Consider the following 20,029-nt stretch of genomic DNA (forward strand, 5'->3'; position numbering starts at 1 on the left):
CAGCTACGACGGCCCCCCAAACGTCGCGATGGCGTCATCCCATCACACCGTTTTCACAAGCGGAAGAGAGAACTTCCGCACCACGGCCATATGTCCGGGAAATGCGAATTTAAGTCGATGAGCAGCACGTATCGGTCCCGGTGCGGGGAGTAATCCTGCCCCGATTACGCCTGTTTCGAGGCGAGTTCGACGATGGTGATGTCCGACGGCGCCCCGACCCGCACCGGCGGTCCCCAGGCTCCGGCGCCCCGCGAGACGTACAGCTGGGTGTCGCCGTAGCGGTCGAGCCCGGCCACCGTCGGATTGGCCAGCTCCGCGACGAGGCTGCCCGGCCAGAGCTGACCGCCGTGGGTGTGGCCGGAGAGCTGGAGGTCCACCCCGTGCTCCACGGCGTCGTGGATCACCACCGGCTGGTGGGCCAGGAGGACGGCGGCGCGGTCGCGGTCGCGGTCGCCGAGCGCCTTCGCGAAGTCCGGGCCGCGCCCCTCGCTCTCCCCCGCGATGTCGTCGACCCCGGCCAGGTCGAAGCCGGACGCGATCTCCACCCGCTCGTTGCGCAGCGGGTGGAGTCCCAGCTCGCGGACGTGGTCGACCCAGGCGTCGGCGCCGGAGAAGTACTCGTGGTTGCCGGTGACGAAGAAGGAGCCGTGCCGGGCGCGGAGCAGGGCCAGCGGCTCGGCGGCGGAGCCCAGGTCCGCCACGGTGCCGTCGACGAGGTCGCCGACGACGGCGATCAGGTCGGGCTGGGCGGAGTTGATGGTGTCGACGATCCGCCGGGTGTGGGCGCGGCCCAGGATCGGCCCGAGGTGGATGTCGGAGACGACGGCGATCCGGTAGCCGTGCGCGGCGCGCGGCAGCTTGGCGAGCGGGACGGTGACCCGCTTGAGCCGGGGCCCGCGCAGCACGCCGTAGGTGCCGTATCCGACGGTCCCGGCGGCGACGGCGACGGCGGTGCCGCCGACGACCCGGGAGACGAAGAGACGCCGGGAGACGTCGGAGGGGGTGGAGCCGCCGGAGCCGCCGGGGACGCCAGTGGCATCGGAGACGTCGGAGGGGGCGGTCCGGGGCGGCTCGGGGGCGGCCTCGGGGGTCGTCTCAGGGGCCTTCTCGGGGACCGCCCCAAGGGTCGCCTCAGGGGCGCGTACGGGCTCGGCGGGCGCCTCGGGCTGCCCGGGGGTCATCGCCTCCCCGGACGGTACGAGGACGGGCGCCGGGGGTGCGGTGCGGGCCGTCCGGCGGGTGAGCCAGGCGCGCAGGGCGGGGCGGACGGTCTCGCCGGCCAGGAGGGCCAGGGTCAGGTACAGGAGCAGCGCGGGCCAGAGGAAGCCGGGCCAGGCGAGGACCTGCTGGAGCGGGAACGGCGCCCCGAGCCGGGAGCCGCCCATGGCGGCGACGAAGAACAGCGGCAGCGCCACCACGGCCACCGTGCCCAGCCTGCGCGGCAGCCCGCCGGGGGCCGTGACGTCGCGGACGAGCCGCAGCCAGACGTACCGGTGGACCGCCACGAGCAGCGCGATCACCACGATCAGGACGAGCAGGAAGACGCCCACGCCCCGTAACCCCCCTTTTTCCGCACCGCCCGCGCGGCGCTAGCCGTTCTCGCGGCGCGCGGCGCGCACCCCGCGCAACCCGAGCACCCCGATGACCGTCCCCAGGACAAAGGACGTGATGGCGAGCAGCAGGTGGACCCAGAAGTAGGCGGTCGGATCGCCCGCGTCGTCAAAGGCGAGACCACTCCCGTCGTTCCATAGATTTTTGACGAAAGTGATCCAGATGAACCAGCTCCACACCCCGAACGCGAGCAGGAACCAGGAGACGCGACGGCTGAGCTTCATACCTCCAGTATCACCGGGCGCTTCCGGTGCCCGGCGGTCGGGTGGACGGGGGCGGGGGATCCGCCGCCCGGGGTACGGATCGCACGTGCGTACCTGTACGTTCACGACCGTGTCCGCATCGAAGAAGACCGCCTGGGCGGTCGCCGCCGCTCTGCTCCTGCCCCTCGTCGCCGCCGTGCCCGCGCACGCGGACCCGAAGGACGACAAGGAGAAGCAGCAGCCGAAGCCCCCCGCCGCAATGTCCTCGCTCGGCGGCGCCCTGCTCGGTCTCCCCGGGACGCAGGTGCGGCTGGGACCCGGTGCCCCCGTGCTGCCCAAGGAGCTGTCCGCGCGTTCGTGGATCGTCGCGGACGCGGAGCAGGGCACCGTCCTCGCCTCGCACAACGCGCACTGGCCGCTGGCCCCCGCGTCCACCCTGAAGATGCTGTTCGCCGACACCGTGCTGCCCCGGCTGCCCCGGACGCAGAACCATCTGGTCGACCCGTCGGAGCTGACCGGGATGGGCGCGGGCTCCAGTCTCGTCGGCATCAAGGAGAAGCAGACCTACAGCGTCCACGACCTGTGGCTCGGGGTCTTCCTGAAGTCGGGCAACGACGCCGTCCACGTACTCAGCGGCATGAACGGCGGTCTGGAGAAGACCGTCCGGGAGATGAACGAGAACGCGATCGACCTCCAGGCGCTGGACACCCATGTGGTCTCGCCGGACGGTTACGACGCCCCGGGGCAGGTCTCCTCCGCGTACGACCTGACACTCATCGCCCGCGACGGCATGCGGAAACCGGATTTCCGCGAGTACGCGGCCACGGCCCGCGCCGCCTTCCCCGGCGAGCAGAAGCCGGGCAAGAAGCGGGAGACCTTCGAGATCCAGAACACCAACCGGCTGCTCACCGGTGACTTCGGGGTCGCCCCCTATCCGGGCATCGCCGGAGTCAAGAACGGCAACACCACCCACGCGGGCGCCACCTTCACCGGGGTCGCGGAGCGGAACGGCCGGGTGCTGCTCGTCACCGTCATGAACCCCTCCTCCAAGGAGCGGCACGCGGTCTACCAGGAGGCCGCCCGGCTGCTCGACTGGGGTTTCGCCGCCGCGGGGAAGGTGACGCCGGTCGGCGAGCTGGTGCCGCCGCTCTCCGCCCGTACGCAGACCCCCTCGTCCGCCCCCTCCGCGGCCACGCCCGCCCCGGGGAAGGACACCCCCGAGGGCACCGTCCAGGCCACCGTGGCGTCGGGGCACTCCGGCGGGGTGGGCATCGCCCTCGCGGTCGCGGGCGGCGCGCTCGCCCTGCTCGCGGGCGCCGCCTTCCTCGTCAACCGCCGCTGGCCGACCGCCGCTTCGGCGGGACGGCGGCGGAGCCCGGACTCGGGGGCCGACCCGGACTCGAAGCCGGACTCGGGGCCGGACTCGAAGTCGGACTAGTACCCGGGTCCTGGTCGGTGTCCGGGTCCTGGTCGGTGCCGGGGTCCTGGTCGGGGTCCGGGGGGGCCTTCGTGGCCGTCCACGCCGCGCAGTACAGCAGCAGCTTGGCGGTGAAGTTGATCCAGAGCAGCAGGGCGACCGGCACGCCGAACGCCCCGTACATCGACTTCGCCGCGACGCCCTTCACATAGCCGCCGAGAAGCAGCTTCAGGAGTTCGAAGCCGACCGCTCCTATCAGCGCCGCCTGCACCAGGGCGAGCCGGGGCGGGTGCACCCCGGGCAGCAGCGTCAGCACGTACAGCAGGATCAGGAAGTCGGCGGCGACCGCGACCAGGACGGCCGCCGCCTGGAGGACGACGCCCCCGGCGCCGGAGCCGGAGATGCCGAGGTGCTCGGCGGTCCAGCCGACGGTGGTGGAGCCGAGCCAGGACGCGGCGAGCGAGGCGAGGGCGACGCCGCCGAGCCCGACGAGGACCAGCGCGTCCTTGCCCTTGAGCAGGAACGGGTTGCCCTCGACGTCGTCGAGCCCCCACACCGCGCGCAGGCAGTCCCGCATGGAGCCGATCCAGCTGATGCCGGTGAAGAGCAGGACCACACCCGCGACGAGTCCGACGGTGCCCGCGTTGTCGACGAGCCCGCCGATGTCCAGCTGGTCGGAGATGCCGGGCACCTGCTCGCCGACCTTGTGCTCGATCCGGTCCAGCTGATCCTGGCTGAGGAGCGCGGCGCCGACCGCCGCCGCGACGGTGATCAGCGGGAAGAGCGCCAGGAAGGAGAGGAAGGTGATCGCCGCCGCGAGCCTGCTCCAGTGGGCGTCGGCGAGCGTCTCGTACGAGCGCCACGCGTGCGTCCGCAGAAAGCGGGCGGCCCATGGCCCGACGACGGGGAGCTTGGTCAGCCAGTCCATGTCCTGTGTCCTACGCCTTGTCCGTCCGGTCCGTGCGCACCGGAAGAGACGGGCGCGTTCAAGGATCTCCCGCCGGGGCGCGAAGACCGGCCAGCGACATCCCGGGCATCGCCCCCGAGACCGGCCCGGCACCGCACGGGACGGAGTGCCCGGCGGGAGCGGGGGCGGGGTGACCGGCGGGAGCGGGGGCCGGGTGACCGGCGGGAGCGGGGGCCGGGTGACCGGAAGGAGCCGGTGCAGGGTGACCGGAAGGGCCAGGGGCCGGATGACCGGCAGAAGCCGGTGCAGGGTGACCGGAAGGGCCAGGGGCCCGGTGATCGGCAGGAGCCGGAGGCCCGGCCATCGGATTCCCCGAGTGCTTCCGCGATCCCAGACTCCCGTCCCTCACCTCCCCCCTTTCACCTCCCGCCCCCGCTCTCCCATCCCCCGTCCTTCCGTCTCCCGTCCTTCCGTCTCCCGCCCCTCCGTCTCCCGCCCCCGCTCTCCCGTCCCCCGCCCTCACCTCTCCGTCCCCCGTCGTCGGTTTCCCCTCGCTCATCCCTCTCCGTCCGTCCCTCTCGGCCTCGTCGTCCGGGGCGGTCAGGGTGACTGTGCTGTGAGGCGGGGCCGAGGGAGCGGGGACGCTTTCCTGACACTCCTTTAATCACCCATTTCGACGAACCGCCCATCAATACCGGCATAACCGACAGACCCGGCTATACGGTCACCTTCATGGCTGTCGAGACCCGGGTCCTGGACGACACGTGCGTCCCCCTCACCGGCTGGGGCCGCACCGCGCCCACCCTCGCGCGCGTGCACCGGCCCCGCGACCCCGCCGAGGCCGTCGACGCCGTGCGGTCCGGGCCGGTCCGGGGCGTCGTCGCGCGGGGGCTCGGGCGGGCCCACGGCGACGCCGCGCAGAACGCCGGCGGGACCGTCGTCTGCGAGGCGGGCGTCAGTCTGCACCGGCTGACGGCGGCGCTGCTGCCGCTCGGCTGGTTCGTCCCGGTCACCCCCGGGACCCGGTACGTCACCGTCGGCGGCGCGATCGGCGCCGACGTCCACGGCGGGAACCACCACGTCTCCGGCTCGTTCGGGCGCCAGGTGACCGCGCTCGAACTCCTCACCGCCGACGGCCGGGTCAGGACCGTGGAGCCCGGCACCCCGCTCTTCGACGCCACCACCGGCGGCATGGGCCTGACCGGGGTGATCCTCTCCGCCACCCTGCGACTCCTGCCCGTCGAGACCTCGCTGATGCACTTCGGCGCGGGCGGCCGGGTCTGCCTCGCCGGGACGCGCGGGTGCGGCCGGAGGCGCTCGCCGCGATGTACCCCCGGCTCGGCGACTTCCGGGAGCTGCTCGCCGCCCTCGATCCCCGGTCCGTCTTCACCTCCGACCTCGCCCGCCGCCTCGGTCTCCGGGCGCGGCCAGACTCCCGGGAGTTCCCGTGAAGGACGCCTTCGGCGCCCCGCAGTCCCTGCTCGTCCTCGGCGGCACCTCCGCGATCGGTCTGGCGACCGCCCGTCGGCTGATCGCCCGCCGCACCCGTACGGTCTGGCTGGCCGGCCGGCCGTCCCCCGGGCTCGCCGCGGCGGCGGCGGAGCTGCGCGGGCTCGGCGCGGAGGTGCGGACCGTGCCCTTCGACGCGCTCGACCCCGAGTCGCACGAGGAACGGCTCGGAAAGGTCTTCGCGGAGGGCGACATCGGCATGGTGCTGCTCGCCTTCGGCGTCCTCGGCGACCAGGCGCGGGACGAGTCCGATCCGGTCGCGGCGGTCCGCGTCGCCGGGACCAACTACACGGGCGCCGTCTCGGCGGGCCTGGTGTGCGCGGGCGCGCTCCAGACGCAGGGGCACGGTTCGCTGGTGGTGCTGTCCTCGGTGGCGGGCGAGCGGGCCCGCCGGGCGGACTTCCTCTACGGCTCCTCGAAGGCGGGACTCGACGCCTTCGCGCAGGGCTTGGGGGACGCGCTGCACGGCACGGGGGTGCAGGTGATGGTCGTACGGCCCGGGTTCGTGCGCTCCCCGATGACGGCGGGGCTGCCGGAGACGCGGCTCGCGACGACACCGGAGGCGGTGGCGTACGCGATCGAGCTGGGGCTGCGGCGCCGCTCGGAGACGGTGTGGGTGCCGGGCGCGCTGCGGGTGGTGATGTCGGCGGTCCGGCACCTGCCCCGCCCGCTGTTCCGACTGCTGCCGGTCTGAGCGCGGACCGGGCGCCCCGGTCCGGACGAACCCCTACGGGGACGGCCGGGCCGGGCGGGGTGCATCCCTACGGGAAGGGCCGGGCCCGGCGGGGCGAGGCTCTACGGGGACGGCCGGGCCGGACAGGGTGAGCCCCTACGGGAAAGGCCCGACAGGGTGTGCCCCCTACGGGGTCGCCCGCCCCGGGTCAGCAGCCGCTCGGGGTGGGCCGGGTGTCGGCCGGGCTGCCGGTCTGCGCGGGGACCGCCGAGATCGGGCGACCGCTGCCGAACTCGTAGTCGTACAGTTTCCGCCACACGCTGTCCGTCCCCTGCTCGTACAGCGCGAAGGAACGGCAGGTCCAGGCCGCCTCGTAACCGGCAAGTTCCTCGTACGCGCGGTCCATCGCCTCCTCGGAGATGGCGTGCGCCACGGTGACGTGCGGGTGGTACGGGAACTGGAGCTCGCGGGCGAGCGGTCCGGTCTCCTCGCGGATGCGGCTCTGGAGCCGGTTGCAGAGCGGCACGCCCTCCTCGACCTTCACGAAGACGACCGGCGAGAGTGGCCGGAAGGTGCCGGTTCCCTTGAGCCGTACGGGGAAGGGCCGGCAGTCGGCCGCGACCTCGGCGAGGTGCGCCTCGATCTCCGGCAGCCGCTCCTGGCCGACCTCGGTCGGCGGGACGAGCGTGACGTGCGTGGGGATGCCGTGGGCCGCCGGGTCTCCGAAGCCGGCGCGCCGCTCCTGGAGCAGGCTGCCGTAGGGCTCCGGGACCGCGATCGAAACGCCGAGCGTTACGGTCCCCACGTCGATCTCCTCCGTTGTCGGCCGGCCGGTGTCGGGTGGTGCAGCCGCCAGTGTGCGGCCTGCACCACCCTTTCGGCCAGGGTCATTGGTCTCCGGGCCCGCTCAGTGCTTGGCGGGCAGGAAGCCGATCCGGTCGTACGTCCGGGCCAGCGTCTCGGCGGCGACCGCGCGGGCCTTCTCCGCGCCCTTGGCCAGGATCGAGTCGAGCGTCTCCGGGTCGTCCAGGTACTCCTGGGTGCGGGTCCGGAACGGCGTGACGAAGTCCACCATGACCTCGGCCAGATCCGTCTTCAGCGCGCCGTACATCTTGCCCTCGTAGCTCTTCACGAGGTCGTCGACGCTCGTCCCGGTGAGGGTGGAGAGGATGCCGAGGAGGTTGGAGACGCCCGCCTTGTTCTCCGGGTCGAAGCGGATCACCGTGTCGGTGTCGGTGACGGCGCTCTTCACCTTCTTGGCGGTGACCTTCGGGTCGTCCAGGAGGTTGATGAGGCCCTTCGGCGTGGACGCCGACTTGCTCATCTTGATCGTCGGGTCCTGGAGGTCGTAGATCTTCGCCGTCTCCTTGAGGATGTACGCCTCGGGCATCGTGAACGTCTCGCCGAAGCGCCCGTTGAAGCGCTCCGCGAGGTCGCGGGTCAGCTCGATGTGCTGGCGCTGGTCCTCGCCGACCGGGACCTGGTGGGCCTGGTAGAGCAGGATGTCCGCGACCTGGAGGACCGGGTAGGTGAAGAGGCCCACGGTGGTGCGGTCGGCGCCGTGCCGGGCGGACTTGTCCTTGAACTGGGTCATGCGGGAGGCCTCGCCGAAGCCGGTGAGGCAGTTCATGACCCAGCCGAGCTGGGCGTGCTCGGGGACGTGGCTCTGCACGAAGAGGGTGCAGCGCTCGGGGTCGACGCCGGCGGCGAGCAGCTGGGCGACGGCGAGCCGGGTGTTGGCGCGCAGCTCGACCGGATCCTGCGGGACCGTGATCGCGTGCAGGTCGACGACCATGTAGAACGCGTCGTGGGTCTCCTGGAGCGCGACCCACTGGCGGACGGCGCCGAGGTAGTTGCCGAGGTGGAACGAACCTGCGGTCGGCTGGATTCCGGAGAGCACACGAGGACGTTGCTGCATGGCGGAGCCATCCCCCTGAGGGTGGTGGTGGGCGTCGAGCGGGCGGTCAGAGGCCATGCACAGCATTCTCTCAGGTGCGCGAACCGATCCCCGACTGGCTCCCTCGCGGGAGGCGCGGGCGGGTTTCCGGCACGGCGGGCGCGCCGGAACGCGAGGTTTCCCCGTCCGGCATCCGAGCGACGATAGAAACGGGGCCACACCCCTTCGCCGGGCCGCACCCCTTCGCCGGGGGTCCGCCCCCGAACCGCAGGACGAACGGAGATCCCGTGTCGGACACAGAAGAAGCGATCGCTTCCGCGGAGGCGCACAGCGCGCACAACTACCACCCCCTGCCGGTCGTCGTCGCCTCGGCGGACGGCGCCTGGGTGACGGATGTCGAGGGGCGCCGCTACCTGGACCTGCTCGCCGGTTACTCGGCGCTGAACTTCGGGCACGGCAACCGGCGCCTGGTCGACGCGGCCAAGGCCCAGCTGGACCGGGTGACGCTCACCTCGCGCGCCTTCCACCACGACCGGTTCGCCGAGTTCTGCGCACGGCTCGCCGAGCTGTGCGGCAAGGACATGGTGCTGCCGATGAACACAGGCGCCGAGGCCGTGGAGACGGCCGTGAAGACGGCCCGGAAGTGGGGGTACGAGGTCAAGGGCGTGCCGGACGGGCACGCGAAGATCGTGGTGGCGGCGGACAACTTCCACGGCCGGACGACGACGATCGTCAGCTTCTCCACGGACCACGAGGCACGGGACCACTTCGGCCCGTACACGCCGGGCTTCGAGATCGTGCCGTACGGGGACCTCACGGCGCTCGCGGCGGCGGTCACCGAGAACACGGTGGCGGTGCTCCTCGAACCGATCCAGGGCGAGGCGGGGGTCCTGGTGCCCCCGGCGGGCTATCTGGCGGGCGTGCGGGAGCTGACGCGCGAACGGAACGTGCTGTTCATGGCGGACGAGATCCAGTCGGGTCTCGGCCGGACGGGCCGGACGTTCGCGTGCGAGCACGAGGGCGTGGTCCCCGACGTGTACATCCTGGGGAAGGCGCTGGGCGGCGGGGTGGTGCCGGTCTCCGCGGTGGTCGCGGACCGGTCGGTGCTCGGGGTCTTCCGGCCGGGCGAGCACGGCTCGACGTTCGGCGGGAACCCGCTGGCCTGCGCGGTGGCCCTGGAGGTCATCGCGATGCTGCGGACGGGCGAGTACCAGGAGCGGGCGGCGGAGCTGGGCGAGCACCTGCACGCGGAGCTGGGCCTGCTCGTGGGCGGCGGAGTGGTGGAGGCGGTGCGCGGGCGCGGTCTGTGGGCGGGCGTGGACATCGCCCCGGACCTCGGCACGGGCCGGGAGATCTCCGAGCGGCTCCTCGAACGGGGGGTGCTCGTGAAGGACACCCACGGCTCGACGATCCGGATCGCGCCCCCGCTGGTCGTGTCGAAGGAGGACCTGGACTGGGGCCTCGACCAGCTGCGGGAGGTGCTGTCGGGCTGAGGGCCGCCCCGCGCCCCACTCGCCTCGATCGGCTGCGGGATGCGCCGCCGGGCCGAGGAGCACCCCGCGTCCCACCCCTCTCGATCGACTGCGGGAGGCGCCGTCGGGCCGAGGAGCACCCCGCGCCCCACCCCTCTCGATCGGCTGCGGGAGGCGCCGTCGGGCCGAGGAGCGTCCCGAGTCCAACTCACCTCATTGACACGCGAGTTGGTCTAGGCCAATGATGCGGCCATGCCGAGACTTCGTCCGCGTCGCGCCCTGCGCGCCTCGCTCGCCGCCCTCGTCCCGCTCGCCCTCCTCGGGGCGGTCGCGGGACCCGCGCACGCCGCCCCGGCGGCCTGGCCCGAGCCCGTTCCGGTGGTGTCGCACGTCGACACCACCGACCCGGTCGTCTTCGTCACCATCGACGACGGCTGGTTCCACGACCCGGCCGCCGCGAAGCTGCTGCTCGACCGGCGGGTGCCCGCCTCGCTGTTCCTGCTGCCCGGGGCGTACTCGTACGACTCCGGCTACTTCCGCACCCTGCTCGACCAGGGCCCGTCCAGGACCGAGAACCACACGGTCGGCCACCCGGACCTGACCACGCTCGACGCCGCCGGGCAGAAGGCGGAGATCTGCGGGGCGCGCGATCAGCATCTGGCCCGGTTCGGCGACGGGCCCCGGCTCGTGCGCCCGCCGTACGGCACCTACGACGCGAACACCCGGACGGCCGCGCGCGCCTGCGGGGCGAAGGCCGTGGTCACCTGGACGCACGACTTCACCACCTGGGGCGAGTGGACCCCGCCGACCCCGGAACTCAAGGCGGGCGACATCATCCTGCTGCACTTCACGGAGACCCTGGAGCAGGATCTGCGCCGGGCGCTGGACGCGGCCGGGGCGGCGGGCCTGAAGCCGGCGCCGCTGCGGGAGTACGTGGCGGAGTAGCGGTCCCGGGGCCGGGGCCCGTCAGAGGATCACGTGCGGGAGGAAGCGGGCGTACTCGTCGGTGACGGGCCCCGCCGACTCCCGTATGCCCAGGCCCGCCGCCTCGTCGTCGACGATCCAGGCGCCGAGCACCACCCGGTTGCCGTCGAAGTCCGGCAGCGGGGCCAGGCCCTGGTAGCAGCAGGCCTCGCCGTCCCGGACGAAGGGCTCCGTGCCCGCCTCGTGGAGGGTGACGCCCGCGCCCTCGCGGCCGAGCAGCGGCTTGGCGGCCCAGCCGATGGTGCTCGCGAGGTCGCGGGGCCCGTCGAGGTAGGCGGGGAGCAGGTTGGGGTGGCCGGGGTTCAGCTCCCAGAGGATCGCCAGGAGCGCCTTGTTGGAGAGGAGCATCTTCCAGGCGGGCTCGATCCAGCAGGTCGTGCCGGTGCCGCCGCCGTTGTCGAGGGTGTCGAGGACGTGGCCGCCGAAGCGGTCGGTGGTCAGCCACTCCCAGGGGTAGAGCTTGAAGCAGCTGCGGATGAAGCGGAGCCGGTCGTCGACGAAGCGGCCCGAGAGCCGGTCCCAGCCGATGCCCTCCATGGAGAGCGCCTCGGTGTCGAGCCCGGCCTGCTCGGCGGTCTCGCGCAGATACGCGACCGTCATCAGGTCCTCGCCGATCTCGTCGCCGTCCGAGTGGGCGAAGTGGAGGGGGCCCGGCGGGAGGAGCGGGGCCTGCCGCTTCCAGGCGTCGACGAGCCGTTCGTGCAGGGAGTTCCACTGGTCGGCGCCGGGGAACCGCTCCTCCATCCAGAACCACTGCGGGCTCGCGGCCTCCACCAGGGAGGTGGGGGTGTCGGCGTTGTACTCCAGCATCCTGGCCGGTCCCCGGCCGTCGTAGACGAGGTCGAACCGGCCGTAGAGGGAGGGGAGTTCGGCCCTGCGGTGCCAGGACTCGGCGACCAGTCCGGCGAGTCGGGGATCGGTGATGCCGAGTTCGGCGAAGCGGTGGCGGGCGACGATGTGATCGGCCGCCTCCAGGCACATCGCGTGCAGTTCCTCGACGGTCTCCTCAAGCGCCTCGACCTCGGGGAGCGTGAAGGAGTAGTACGCGCTCTCGTCCCAGTACGGGCGGAGCGCGCCGTCCGGGTGCCGGGTCAGCGGATAGACGAGCCCCTGCGCCTCCACGGTCCGCTGCCAGTCGGGGCGGGGTGCGATGGTGTGCCGTTCCACGGGCCGGGCTCCTCTCAGCCGCCGCTGGAGCCGGAGCAGCCGAAGCCGCCGGTGTCCACGGCGGTCTTGTCGAAGCTGCCGCCGCTCACGCGGTCGTCGCGGACGGATCCGCCGTAGTAGTACGTGCCCCGGGCGGAGCCGCCGCCGTCGTCCTTGCCGCCCGCGCCGCCGGTCCGGCATTCGTAGGCGGGCAGTTGTTCCCGGGAGACCGGGTCCACACACCGCTTGTCCGGTTCGGAGCCGCACGCGGTGATCGTCGCCGCGAGTATCCCCATTCCCCCGAGCACCACCGTGCTCGACCTCAGCCTGCGCATCCCCGGCCGCCTCCCCGCGTCCCCCGTGCCCGGCCTCCCCGGCCGCGCCTGCCGCCGGTACGCGCCCGCGTTCCCGCGCTCACGCCCGCCGCGACCGACCAGTCTAGGACGGTGTTTTCCGGCCGTCCCGGGGCCCCCGCCCGGGCCGCTCGCACCCCCGGCGACCTGGGAACCTAAAATGATCGATCATTTGGTCCCCGTGGTTTCCCGGTCATCTGGAGGTTTCGCCATGCGTCAGCCGATCACCATCGTCACGGGCGGCAGCCGGGGCATCGGCGCGGCCGTCTGCGAGCGCCTCGCGGCCGACGGCCACGACATCGTCCTCGGGTACCGCTCCGACGAGGCGGCCGCCGGGAAGGTCGCCGCCGCCGTCCGCGCCGCCGGGCGCGCCTGTCTGACCGTACGGGTCGACACCTCGGACGAGAGCGGTGTCGACGAGCTGTTCGACACGGCGGCGCGGCAGCTCGGCCCCGTCACCGGCCTCGTCAACAACGCGGGGATCAGCGGCCCCAACGGGCGCCTCGCCGACGCCGACGCCGAGGGCATGCGCCGGGCCCTCGAAGTCAATGTGCTCGGCTACCTGCTGTGCGCGCGCCGCGCGGTGCGGGACATGACCCGGACCGGCGGCGGCGCCCTCGTCAACATCTCCTCGGCGGCGGCGACCCTCGGCAGCCCCGGCCAGTACGTGCACTACGCGGCGGCGAAGGCGGCCGTCGACGCGCTGACCGTGGGCCTGTCCAAGGAGGTCGCCCCGGACGGCATCCGCGTCAACTGCGTGGCCCCCGGCACCGTCTGGACGGACTTCCACGAGGACCCCGGGCGACCGGCCAGGGTCGCCCTCGGCGTCCCCATGGGCCGCGCCGGGCAGCCCGCCGAGATCGCGGGCGCCGTCTCCTGGCTCCTGTCCCCCGACGCCGGGTACACGACGGGCGCGGTGCTGCGCGTCGCCGGGGGCATGTAGGCGCGGACGCGCTACGCGCGGGTGGCCTCGAAGGTCCACACCTCGTCCGTCGCGGTGGGTGCGGAACCCGCCCGGTAGCCGCCGTGGACGGCGACATCGCCGAAGCCCGCCTCGTGCAGCAGGGCGGTGAACTCGCCGAGCCCGAACCACAGCAGGGAGAAGATCTGGAGTTCGGTGCGGGTCAGGGCGCCGTCCTTCCAGGACTCGTACCGGACCCAGCTGGTGGTCCGCTGGGCCACCGGGTCCACATGGGTGCGCCAGTTCGTGAGGGTGACCAGTTCGCCGCCGTTCCACTGGTGCGGAACCGGCCCGGTGTCGGGGGCCGTGCTCAGGGCGGGCGGTTCGACGTCGACGATCAGCCGGCCGCCCGGGGCCAGGTTGCCGTGCAGGGCGGCCAGCGCGGTCCGCGCGCTGTCGCGGTCGGGAAGCAGGGCGAAGGAGCCGGTGGGGATCACGATCGCTTCGAAGGCGCCGGGGTCGCGGTGCGTGGTCATGTCGCCTTCGAAGACATCGGCCTCCAGCCCGCGCCGGGCGCAGTTGACACGGCACTGCTCCAGCATGGCGGCCGAGGTGTCGTAGCCGCGCACGGTCAATCCCTGTTCGAGCAGGGGGATCAGAATGCGGCCGGTGCCCACGGCGGGTTCGAGGACGGTGCCGGTGACGTTCCGCAGGAGGTCGGCGTAGAACTCGACGTCGCCGAACGAGGTGCCGACCGGCTTGTCGAGTTCGTAGAACAGGGTCGCCAGCGGTCCGTAGCGCCAGGCGGTGTCGTCGAAGCCGGTGTGCATGGATTCCCTCGGTGACGCTTCGGATGGATACGGGTGCTCTGTCCAGCATTTCATGGGCCTGCCGCCCCGCCTTGGCATCCCGCTCAGGGCAGCACCCGCAACAGCGCCTCCAGCGCCCCCGGCCAGGCGCTGTCCGACGGGGTGCCGTAGCCGACGACCAGGCCGTCCAGGGTGGCGGGGACGCCGGGGCGGCGGAACTGGTTGACGCCCTGGACCGCCAGACCGTGCCAGGCGGCGGCCCGCAGGGTCTCCTGTTCGGTGCCCGGGGGAAGTGCGAGGACCGCGTGGAGACCGGCGGCGATTCCGCTGACGCGGATGCCGGGCGCGTGGGCGGCGACCGCCGCCACCAGCTGGTCCCGGCGGCGCCGGTAGCGCAGCCGCATCGCCCGGACGTGCCGGTCGTACGCGCCCGAGGCAAGGAACTCGGCGAACGCCAGTTGCTCCGGGGTGCCGGTCGTCCAGTCCACCGCGCCCTTCGCCGCCACCACCTCCCCGAACAGTTCCTCCGGCAGCACCATCCACGCGAGGCGGAGCCCGGGGGCGAGCGACTTGCTGGAGGTGCCGAGGTAGACGACCCGCTCGGGGCCGAGCCCCTGGAGCGCGCCCACGGGCTGCCGGTCGTACCGGAACTCGCCGTCGTAGTCGTCCTCCAGGACGAAGCCGCCGGTGGAAGCGGCCCAGTCGACGAGGGCCGTGCGCCGGTCCGGAGGCAGGGAGCCGCCGAGCGGGAACTGATGGGCGGCCGTCATCAGAACGGCTCCCGGCCCGTCGCCCGACAGCTCCTCCACCCGGGTGCCGCGCGCGTCGAAGGGCAGGGCGGGGGTGCCGAGTCCGCCGCCGGCGAGGAGTCCGGCGTGGAGCCCGAGGCCGTACGACTCGACGGCCACGTCCCGGACGCCCCGGCTCCGCAGGACCTGCCCGAGGAGCATCAGCCCGTGCACGAACCCCGCGCAGATCACGATCCGTTCGGGCCGGGCGCGCACTCCCCGGGCGCGGGCCAGGTACTCGGCGAGGACGGTGCGCAGTTCGGCGCGTCCACGTGGATCGCCGTACCCGAAGGCCGCGTCGGGCGCGGCGGCGAGGGCCCTCCGGTACGCCTTGAGCCATTCGGCGCGCGGGAAGGAGGCGAGGTCGGGGGTGCCCGCCCGCAGGTCGTGGGCGGGCGGATTGGTCCTGCCCGGACCGAGGGTACGGGGGCGGGCGGCGGCGCCCTTCGCCTTGACGGCGCCTCTCGCTCCGGTGGCACCTCTCGCTCCGGTGGCACCTCTCGCTCCGGCGATGCCTCGCGCCCCGGTGGATCGGGGGGCGGGGCTCCGGGGTTCCGCGCGGAGGGCGACCCGGGTGCCGGAACCCTGACGTGACGTCAGCCACCCTTCGGCCACCAGTTCGGCGTAGGCGTCGGCGACGGTGTTGCGGGCGACGCCCAGATCGACGGCGAGCGACCGCGAGGAGGGCAGCCGGGTGCCCGGCGCCAGCCGCCCACTTCGGACGGCTTCCCTCAGCGCGTCCACGAGCCCGGCACGGAGCCGGGGGCCCCGGATCTCCAGATGGAGGTCGGTCCCGAAAGTGGCCCACTCGTTTGCCATGGGAGTGGACCATACTCCTGAGCCACCCGGGCCCTACGGTGAGTTCATGACCTCACAGACGGACATCATCGAGACCACGGGCGCCGCTTCCGCGAAGGAAGAGTACGCACCGGAGGAAGCCCCCCGGCTTCCCCTCGCCGAGCGCGTCCCCGAGTTCTACCGGGCCATGCTCCACCTGGAGCGGGCCACCGCCAAGGACATCGACCCCACGCTGTACCACCTGATCAAGATCCGGGCCTCGCAGATCAACCACTGCGCGTTCTGCATCGACATGCACACCAAGGACGCCCTCGCGGAGGGCGAGACCGTCGAGCGGATCGTGCAGCTCTCCGCCTGGGGCGAGTCCCGGCACTTCTACACCGAGAAGGAGCTGGCGGCCCTCGAACTCACCGAGTCCGTCACCCTCCTCACCGACGGCCCGGTCCCCGTCCCGGACGAGGTGTACGCACGCGCCGCCGCCCACTTCGACGAGACCGAGATCGCCCGCGTGATCAGCGCGATCGTCGTCATCAACGCCTGGAACCGGATCGCCATCTCCACCCGGATGACGCCCGGCCACTACACCCCCCGATCCGCTTGACCGGGCCCTCGAAGGAGGCGGCCCTGCGCGCGCTCCACCACCGGCCGGCCGGTGATCCCCTGGTGGTGCCGGGGCCGTGGGACGCGATGAGCGCCCGGGTCTTCGAGGCGGCCGGTTTCCCGGCGCTCGCGACGCCGAGCGCCGGGATCGCGACCTCCCTCGGATACGTGGACGGGCAGACCCCGGCGGCGGAGATGTTCGCCGCCGTGACCCGGATCGTCCGCGCGGTCTCCGTCCCCGTCACGGCGGACCTGGAGAGCGGCTACGGCCTCGGGGCGGCCGAACTCGTGGAGCGCGTGAGGGAGTCGGGCGCCGTCGGCCTGAACCTGGAGGACAGCGGGCCCGACGGCCTCAAGGACCCCCGGGAGCACGCCGACTGGCTCGCCGAGGTACGGGCGGCGGCGGGCCCCGGCCTCTTCCTCAACGCGCGCGTCGACGCCTATGTCCTGCGGGCGTCCGAGCCGCTGGAGCGGACGGTCCGGCGCGCCCGTCTCTACGCGGAGGCGGGCGTGGACTGCGTCTACCCGATCCTGGCCACGCCGTCCGACCTCCCGGCCCTGCGCCGCGCCCTCGGCGATCTGCCGATGAACGTCCTCGCCCTGCCGGACGGCCCCTCCTTCGCGGAGCTGGGCCGCCTCGGCGCGACAAGGATCACCTTCGGCGAGGGCCTGCTCCGCCGCACCCGGGAGGGGCTGACGGAGCTGGCCTCGACGGTGCGCGGCGGCCGGATGGGCTGACGGCGTCAGTCCGTCCCGGTGGTGAAGTACTCCAGCGCCGTGGTGAGCACCTGGCGCTGGCGGGGCCAGTCCGTCTCGGGCCCCGCCGCGAGGAGGGCGTACTGCTGCCCGTCCGGCTCGACGAAGGCGCGGTCGACCACCTTGCGGCGGCTGCCGTCGTCCCGGGTGTACACGTAGACCAGCTCGGCCGCGTCGGTGTGCGCGGCCGTGTCGTCCGTGACCCGTTCGAGCCGGACCTCCTCGTAGCCGGGCCGGTTCGCCCGGCCGTTCTCGGAGACCGCGCGCAGGGACTCGTACGGGGTCAGGTTCCCCTCGGTGACCGGGAAGATCTGGAGCAGGCTCGCGCCGTCCGGGGAGTTGTAGAAGATCCCCTGGTCGGACTCGGTGCGGTGCCAGCCCTCGGGGACGGCGACGACGAAGCCCTTGGGATCGCCGACGACCTCGAAACCGTCCGGAGTGCCGGAGTCCGTACCGGAGGGCTCTCCCGGCCCGTCGGTGCTCCGGGTGCCGTCGGTCGCCGTGTCCGTGGGACCGCCGTCGGCTCCCGTGCCCCAGCCGTCCTCCCCGTCACCGTCGTCGCCGGACGGCGTGTCCGTCTCCGCCGGGGGTTCCTCCGTGTCGGTGACGGTGGCGGCGGCGGTGGCCGGGGCGTCCCCGCCGCCCCAGATCAGCCGCCCCCCGAGGGTGCCCACGACGAGCACGGCCACGACCGCGCCCACCACGAGCCCCGTACGGCCCTTCGGCCGCACCGGCGCGCCCCCGCCGCCGGTCCCGCCGTACCGCCACTCCCCGGTCTCGGGGAAGTACTCGGGTCCGGGTCCGTATCCGGGTCCGTATCCGGGTCCGTCCCCGAGGGCGTGTCCGGGGGCCGTCAGGGGCGGCGCGGGCTCCGCCGGGCGTACGAGGTAGGGCCCCGCGCCCCCGGGAAGCGGGCCCGTGTCCTGCGGGACGGGCGGGCCGCCCCACCACTCCCAGCGCTGCGCCCGGTCGTTCCAGTGGACGCCGTCCCTCGGGCCGTATCCGTTCATCTCACCCACCGAGCAGCGCGCCGACCGCCTGGACGGCCGCCACCCCGGAGGCGAGGACGCCGGTCACCGCGCCCGCGTCCGCGAGGGCGCTCCGCAGCCGGGTCAGCCGGCCGGTGCCCGCGCGGCCGGTGCCCTCGATCTCGTCCTCGGCGTCGGCGAGTTCGGCGGCCAGGGCGGTCGTCTGCGCGTTGGCCACGACGCCTTCGAGGTCGGCGCGGAGCCTGCGGACGGCTTCGAGAAGCTCCTCCTGCGCCGGGTCGCGGCCGGGCGGGACGGCGCCGGTGGTCTGGGTGACCTTGTTGTGATCGCCGATGGTGACGTTGCCGCCGGTGTTGGTGATCCGGATGCCCCCGTAGGAGTGCCCGGCGCCGGGCCCGGTCTTCTTCTCAGCCACGGTCTCCTCCGGTGTTCGTGGTGGTGAACGACTTCTGTGTGACGTTGTTGTTGTTGCCCACCGTCATGTTGCCCCGGTCGTTCTGGATGAAGAGGCCGCCTTCGGCGACCTGGACGATCTGCTGCTCGAACTCGGTGGTCCGGTACCCCGCCTCCCGCAGCGCCGACAGCACGCCGCTCGCGACCCGGTCCTGCACGCTCTTCAGATGACGGCTGACGTCCATGTCCTGGAAGAGCGAGGCCGTGCCGTCGGAGCCCAGCTCGCGGACCGAGACCCGGGGACCTTCGGGCAGCGCGCGGGCGTGGCCGCCGGTGAGCAGCCGCCAGGCGTTCCCGAGCGCCCGCCCGATCGTGATCAGCGACTGCCCGGCGGAGCGCGGGGTCTGCTCGAGCGCCCAGACCGCCCGGCCGAAGAAGTGGTTGTGCCGGAAGCGGTGGGCGACCCGGTCCGCTTGCCGGTAGAGCGGCTTCACCGGGCGCAGGACGTGCGGCGCGACCTCCAGCATCAGCATCCCGCCCTGGGTGTGGACGCGGACGAAGACCGTGGTGACGACCTCCCCGTCCCAGCCCCCGACCCGGATCCGCAGGAAGTACCGGCGGGCCTCGCCGCCTTCCTCGATCGAGTCCGAGCGGTGCCGCTCGAAGCTCTCGGGGCCGTACGGGGCGGCGGTGCGGGCCGGGAGCCCGTCCACCGGCAGGAAGACGACCTCGTCGAGCTCCAGCTCGCGCAGCCGGTCCCGGACCGCGTCCCTGTCCTGCGGCGTACCGCGCGGCGAGGGCTCCCGCAGTGCTTCGAGAAGCGGGACGACGTGCCGCAGGATGGTGCTGTTGTCGAGCGGTTCGGGCTCGCCGTCGAGGTCTTCGCGGGGCCGCAGCTCGACCGAGAGCGACCAGGGCTCGTACGGCTCGCCCGCCCCGCAGAACGGGTCGGCCTCGTCGTACAGGACGAGGGCGGAGCCCTGCTCGATGCGGACGAGGTCGCGCAGCCGCCGGAAGCGGACGCCCTCGGCCTGTTCGGCCGGGTCGGAGCGCCGGTCGGGGAAGCGGCCCCGAGACAGCTCCTCGGTGAGCGCGCGGGCGAACTGCCCCTGCTGGATGGCGACCGCCCAGGCGATGAGGAACGGCACCGCGAGGGTGATCAGCCCCTGCAACGCGCTTGCGGCGGCGGCCCCGGTGCCGAGGAGCCCGCCGACCACGTCGAGTTCGCCGGAGTCGCTCACGAACATCTCCCCCGCATTCTGCTGGGTGCCGAGGAGAAGGAAGAGGAACACCAGCACGCTCAGGACCAGCATCAGCCGCCCGTACCAGCGCAGCACGAAGGCGGGGACGGACCGGTAGAGCGGGGCGACGGCGGCCGGGCCGCGCACCCAGCGGGCCAGTGCCAGGAGCAGGAACGGGTAGAACAGCAGGATGACCAGGCCCGCGGTGAGAGGGATCGCCACGAGCCAGAGGGCGAGGATGCCGATGGACCAGCCAAGCTCGATGCGGCGGGCGCGCAGCGCGTGGGCGAGGACACGGGTGGCGTCGAAGCCGGACGAGGGGGCGGCGAAGCGCTCCTCGTGCACGTACAGCTCGTCGATGACCGCGTCCCGGTAGCCGGGGTCGAGGTAGGTGCCCGCGCAGAGCAGCCGGGTGGCTTCGCTGGTGGCCGGGTCACGGCCCGGGACGGCGGGCGGGGCGCCGGGCGGCGCGGGTGGTGGCGCTCCGGACGGGAGGCCGGGCGGACTGTCGGATGGTATGGGTGGGATCGATTGCGCCAAGACTCCCCCGATGAGATGCAACTACCCTTCGTCCCCGCCGAC

General features: G+C 73.2%; 20 protein-coding genes and 1 pseudogene. 9 read left to right on the top strand and 12 right to left on the bottom strand.

Annotation, left to right across the window (positions count from 1 at the left end):
• Positions 1-164: 164 nt before the first annotated feature.
• Entirely contained in the window at positions 165-1,550 is a 1,386-nt protein-coding gene (locus BU197_RS21810; protein WP_188269997.1) for a metallophosphoesterase, read from the bottom strand.
• Positions 1,551-1,589: 39 nt separating this feature from the next.
• On the bottom strand, positions 1,590-1,835 hold the full coding sequence (locus tag BU197_RS21815; protein ID WP_188269998.1) for an SCO4848 family membrane protein: 246 nt from the start codon (positions 1,833-1,835) through the stop codon (positions 1,590-1,592).
• 109 nt (positions 1,836-1,944) lie between these two features.
• Here BU197_RS21815 and BU197_RS21820 point away from each other — a divergent pair, with 109 nt between their 5' ends.
• Positions 1,945-3,252, top strand: a complete 1,308-nt coding sequence (locus BU197_RS21820; RefSeq protein ID WP_317452290.1) for a D-alanyl-D-alanine carboxypeptidase — start codon at positions 1,945-1,947, stop codon at positions 3,250-3,252.
• On the opposite strand, the gene BU197_RS21825 is transcribed toward BU197_RS21820, so the two are convergent.
• On the bottom strand, positions 3,143-4,159 hold the full coding sequence (locus BU197_RS21825; RefSeq protein WP_188270000.1) for a YihY/virulence factor BrkB family protein: 1,017 nt from the start codon (positions 4,157-4,159) through the stop codon (positions 3,143-3,145). The genes BU197_RS21820 and BU197_RS21825 overlap by 110 nt on opposite strands.
• Before the next feature lie 711 nt (positions 4,160-4,870).
• Between BU197_RS21825 and BU197_RS21830 the strand changes: the two are divergent.
• The 3 genes and pseudogenes from BU197_RS21830 to BU197_RS21840 all read left to right on the top strand — a co-directional run.
• A pseudogene (locus BU197_RS21830) lies at positions 4,871-5,395 on the top strand (FAD-binding oxidoreductase); the annotation flags it as partial.
• Between the two features lie 44 nt (positions 5,396-5,439).
• Positions 5,440-5,589 (top strand): hypothetical protein, encoded by a 150-nt coding sequence (locus tag BU197_RS21835; RefSeq protein WP_188270001.1) that lies wholly within the window; start codon positions 5,440-5,442, stop codon positions 5,587-5,589.
• Entirely contained in the window at positions 5,586-6,341 is a 756-nt protein-coding gene (locus BU197_RS21840) for a decaprenylphospho-beta-D-erythro-pentofuranosid-2-ulose 2-reductase (RefSeq protein ID WP_188270002.1), read from the top strand. Before BU197_RS21835 ends, BU197_RS21840 begins: the two co-directional genes overlap by 4 nt.
• 187 nt (positions 6,342-6,528) lie before the next feature.
• On the opposite strand, the gene BU197_RS21845 is transcribed toward BU197_RS21840, so the two are convergent.
• A complete protein-coding gene (locus tag BU197_RS21845; protein WP_188270003.1) occupies positions 6,529-7,125 on the bottom strand; it encodes a 2'-5' RNA ligase family protein in 597 nt (198 codons plus the stop codon).
• 102 nt (positions 7,126-7,227) lie between these two features.
• The gene (gene trpS, locus BU197_RS21850; RefSeq protein ID WP_188270030.1) at positions 7,228-8,238 is read right to left on the bottom strand and encodes a tryptophan--tRNA ligase; all 1,011 of its coding nucleotides are present in this window, start codon (positions 8,236-8,238) and stop codon (positions 7,228-7,230) included.
• A 266-nt stretch (positions 8,239-8,504) separates the two neighbouring features.
• Here trpS and rocD point away from each other — a divergent pair, with 266 nt between their 5' ends.
• Together rocD and BU197_RS21860 are read left to right on the top strand one after the other, a co-directional pair.
• A complete protein-coding gene (gene rocD / locus BU197_RS21855) occupies positions 8,505-9,710 on the top strand; it encodes an ornithine--oxo-acid transaminase (protein ID WP_188270004.1) in 1,206 nt (401 codons plus the stop codon).
• 231 nt (positions 9,711-9,941) lie between these two features.
• Positions 9,942-10,634, top strand: a complete 693-nt coding sequence (locus tag BU197_RS21860) for a polysaccharide deacetylase family protein (protein WP_188270005.1) — start codon at positions 9,942-9,944, stop codon at positions 10,632-10,634.
• Between the two features lie 21 nt (positions 10,635-10,655).
• Here BU197_RS21860 and BU197_RS21865 read toward each other — a convergent pair whose 3' ends face one another.
• Positions 10,656-11,840: a glutathionylspermidine synthase family protein gene (locus BU197_RS21865; protein WP_188270006.1), complete on the bottom strand. Its 1,185-nt coding sequence runs from the start codon at positions 11,838-11,840 to the stop codon at positions 10,656-10,658.
• A 14-nt stretch (positions 11,841-11,854) separates the two neighbouring features.
• Entirely contained in the window at positions 11,855-12,154 is a 300-nt protein-coding gene (locus BU197_RS21870) for a hypothetical protein (RefSeq protein WP_188270007.1), read from the bottom strand.
• Positions 12,155-12,383: 229 nt separating this feature from the next.
• Between BU197_RS21870 and BU197_RS21875 the strand changes: the two genes are divergently transcribed.
• Positions 12,384-13,115 carry an SDR family NAD(P)-dependent oxidoreductase gene (locus BU197_RS21875; protein ID WP_188270008.1) on the top strand — a complete coding sequence of 244 codons (732 nt, stop codon included), beginning with the start codon at positions 12,384-12,386 and terminating at the stop codon, positions 13,113-13,115.
• A gap of 11 nt (positions 13,116-13,126) precedes the next feature.
• Here the strand turns inward: BU197_RS21875 and BU197_RS21880 are convergent, their stop codons facing one another.
• Both BU197_RS21880 and BU197_RS21885 read right to left on the bottom strand, forming a co-directional pair.
• Positions 13,127-13,903 (bottom strand): class I SAM-dependent methyltransferase, encoded by a 777-nt coding sequence (locus tag BU197_RS21880; RefSeq protein WP_188270009.1) that lies wholly within the window; start codon positions 13,901-13,903, stop codon positions 13,127-13,129.
• A gap of 83 nt (positions 13,904-13,986) precedes the next feature.
• Positions 13,987-15,489, bottom strand: coding sequence for a PLP-dependent aminotransferase family protein (locus tag BU197_RS21885; protein ID WP_188270010.1), 1,503 nt, complete (start codon positions 15,487-15,489; stop codon positions 13,987-13,989).
• A 46-nt stretch (positions 15,490-15,535) separates the two neighbouring features.
• On the opposite strand from BU197_RS21885, the gene BU197_RS21890 reads away from it, so the two are divergent.
• The gene (locus tag BU197_RS21890) at positions 15,536-16,069 is read left to right on the top strand and encodes a carboxymuconolactone decarboxylase family protein (protein WP_188270011.1); all 534 of its coding nucleotides are present in this window, start codon (positions 15,536-15,538) and stop codon (positions 16,067-16,069) included.
• On the top strand, positions 16,066-16,806 hold the full coding sequence (locus BU197_RS21895) for an isocitrate lyase/phosphoenolpyruvate mutase family protein (protein WP_188270012.1): 741 nt from the start codon (positions 16,066-16,068) through the stop codon (positions 16,804-16,806). Before BU197_RS21890 ends, BU197_RS21895 begins: the two co-directional genes overlap by 4 nt.
• Positions 16,807-16,811: 5 nt before the next feature.
• Here BU197_RS21895 and BU197_RS21900 read toward each other — a convergent pair whose 3' ends face one another.
• From BU197_RS21900 to BU197_RS21910, 3 genes are read right to left on the bottom strand one after another with little or no spacing between them, the layout of a single operon-like run.
• Positions 16,812-17,834, bottom strand: coding sequence for a hypothetical protein (locus BU197_RS21900; RefSeq protein ID WP_188270013.1), 1,023 nt, complete (start codon positions 17,832-17,834; stop codon positions 16,812-16,814).
• 1 nt (position 17,835) lies between these two features.
• Entirely contained in the window at positions 17,836-18,228 is a 393-nt protein-coding gene (locus tag BU197_RS21905; protein ID WP_188270014.1) for a hypothetical protein, read from the bottom strand.
• Entirely contained in the window at positions 18,221-19,987 is a 1,767-nt protein-coding gene (locus tag BU197_RS21910) for a hypothetical protein (protein ID WP_223183799.1), read from the bottom strand. Before BU197_RS21910 ends, BU197_RS21905 begins: the two co-directional genes overlap by 8 nt.
• Positions 19,988-20,029: the final 42 nt, after the last annotated feature.

The sequence above is a fragment of the Streptomyces sp. CBMA291 genome (assembly GCF_014596525.1).
GTDB lineage: Bacteria > Actinomycetota > Actinomycetes > Streptomycetales > Streptomycetaceae > Streptomyces.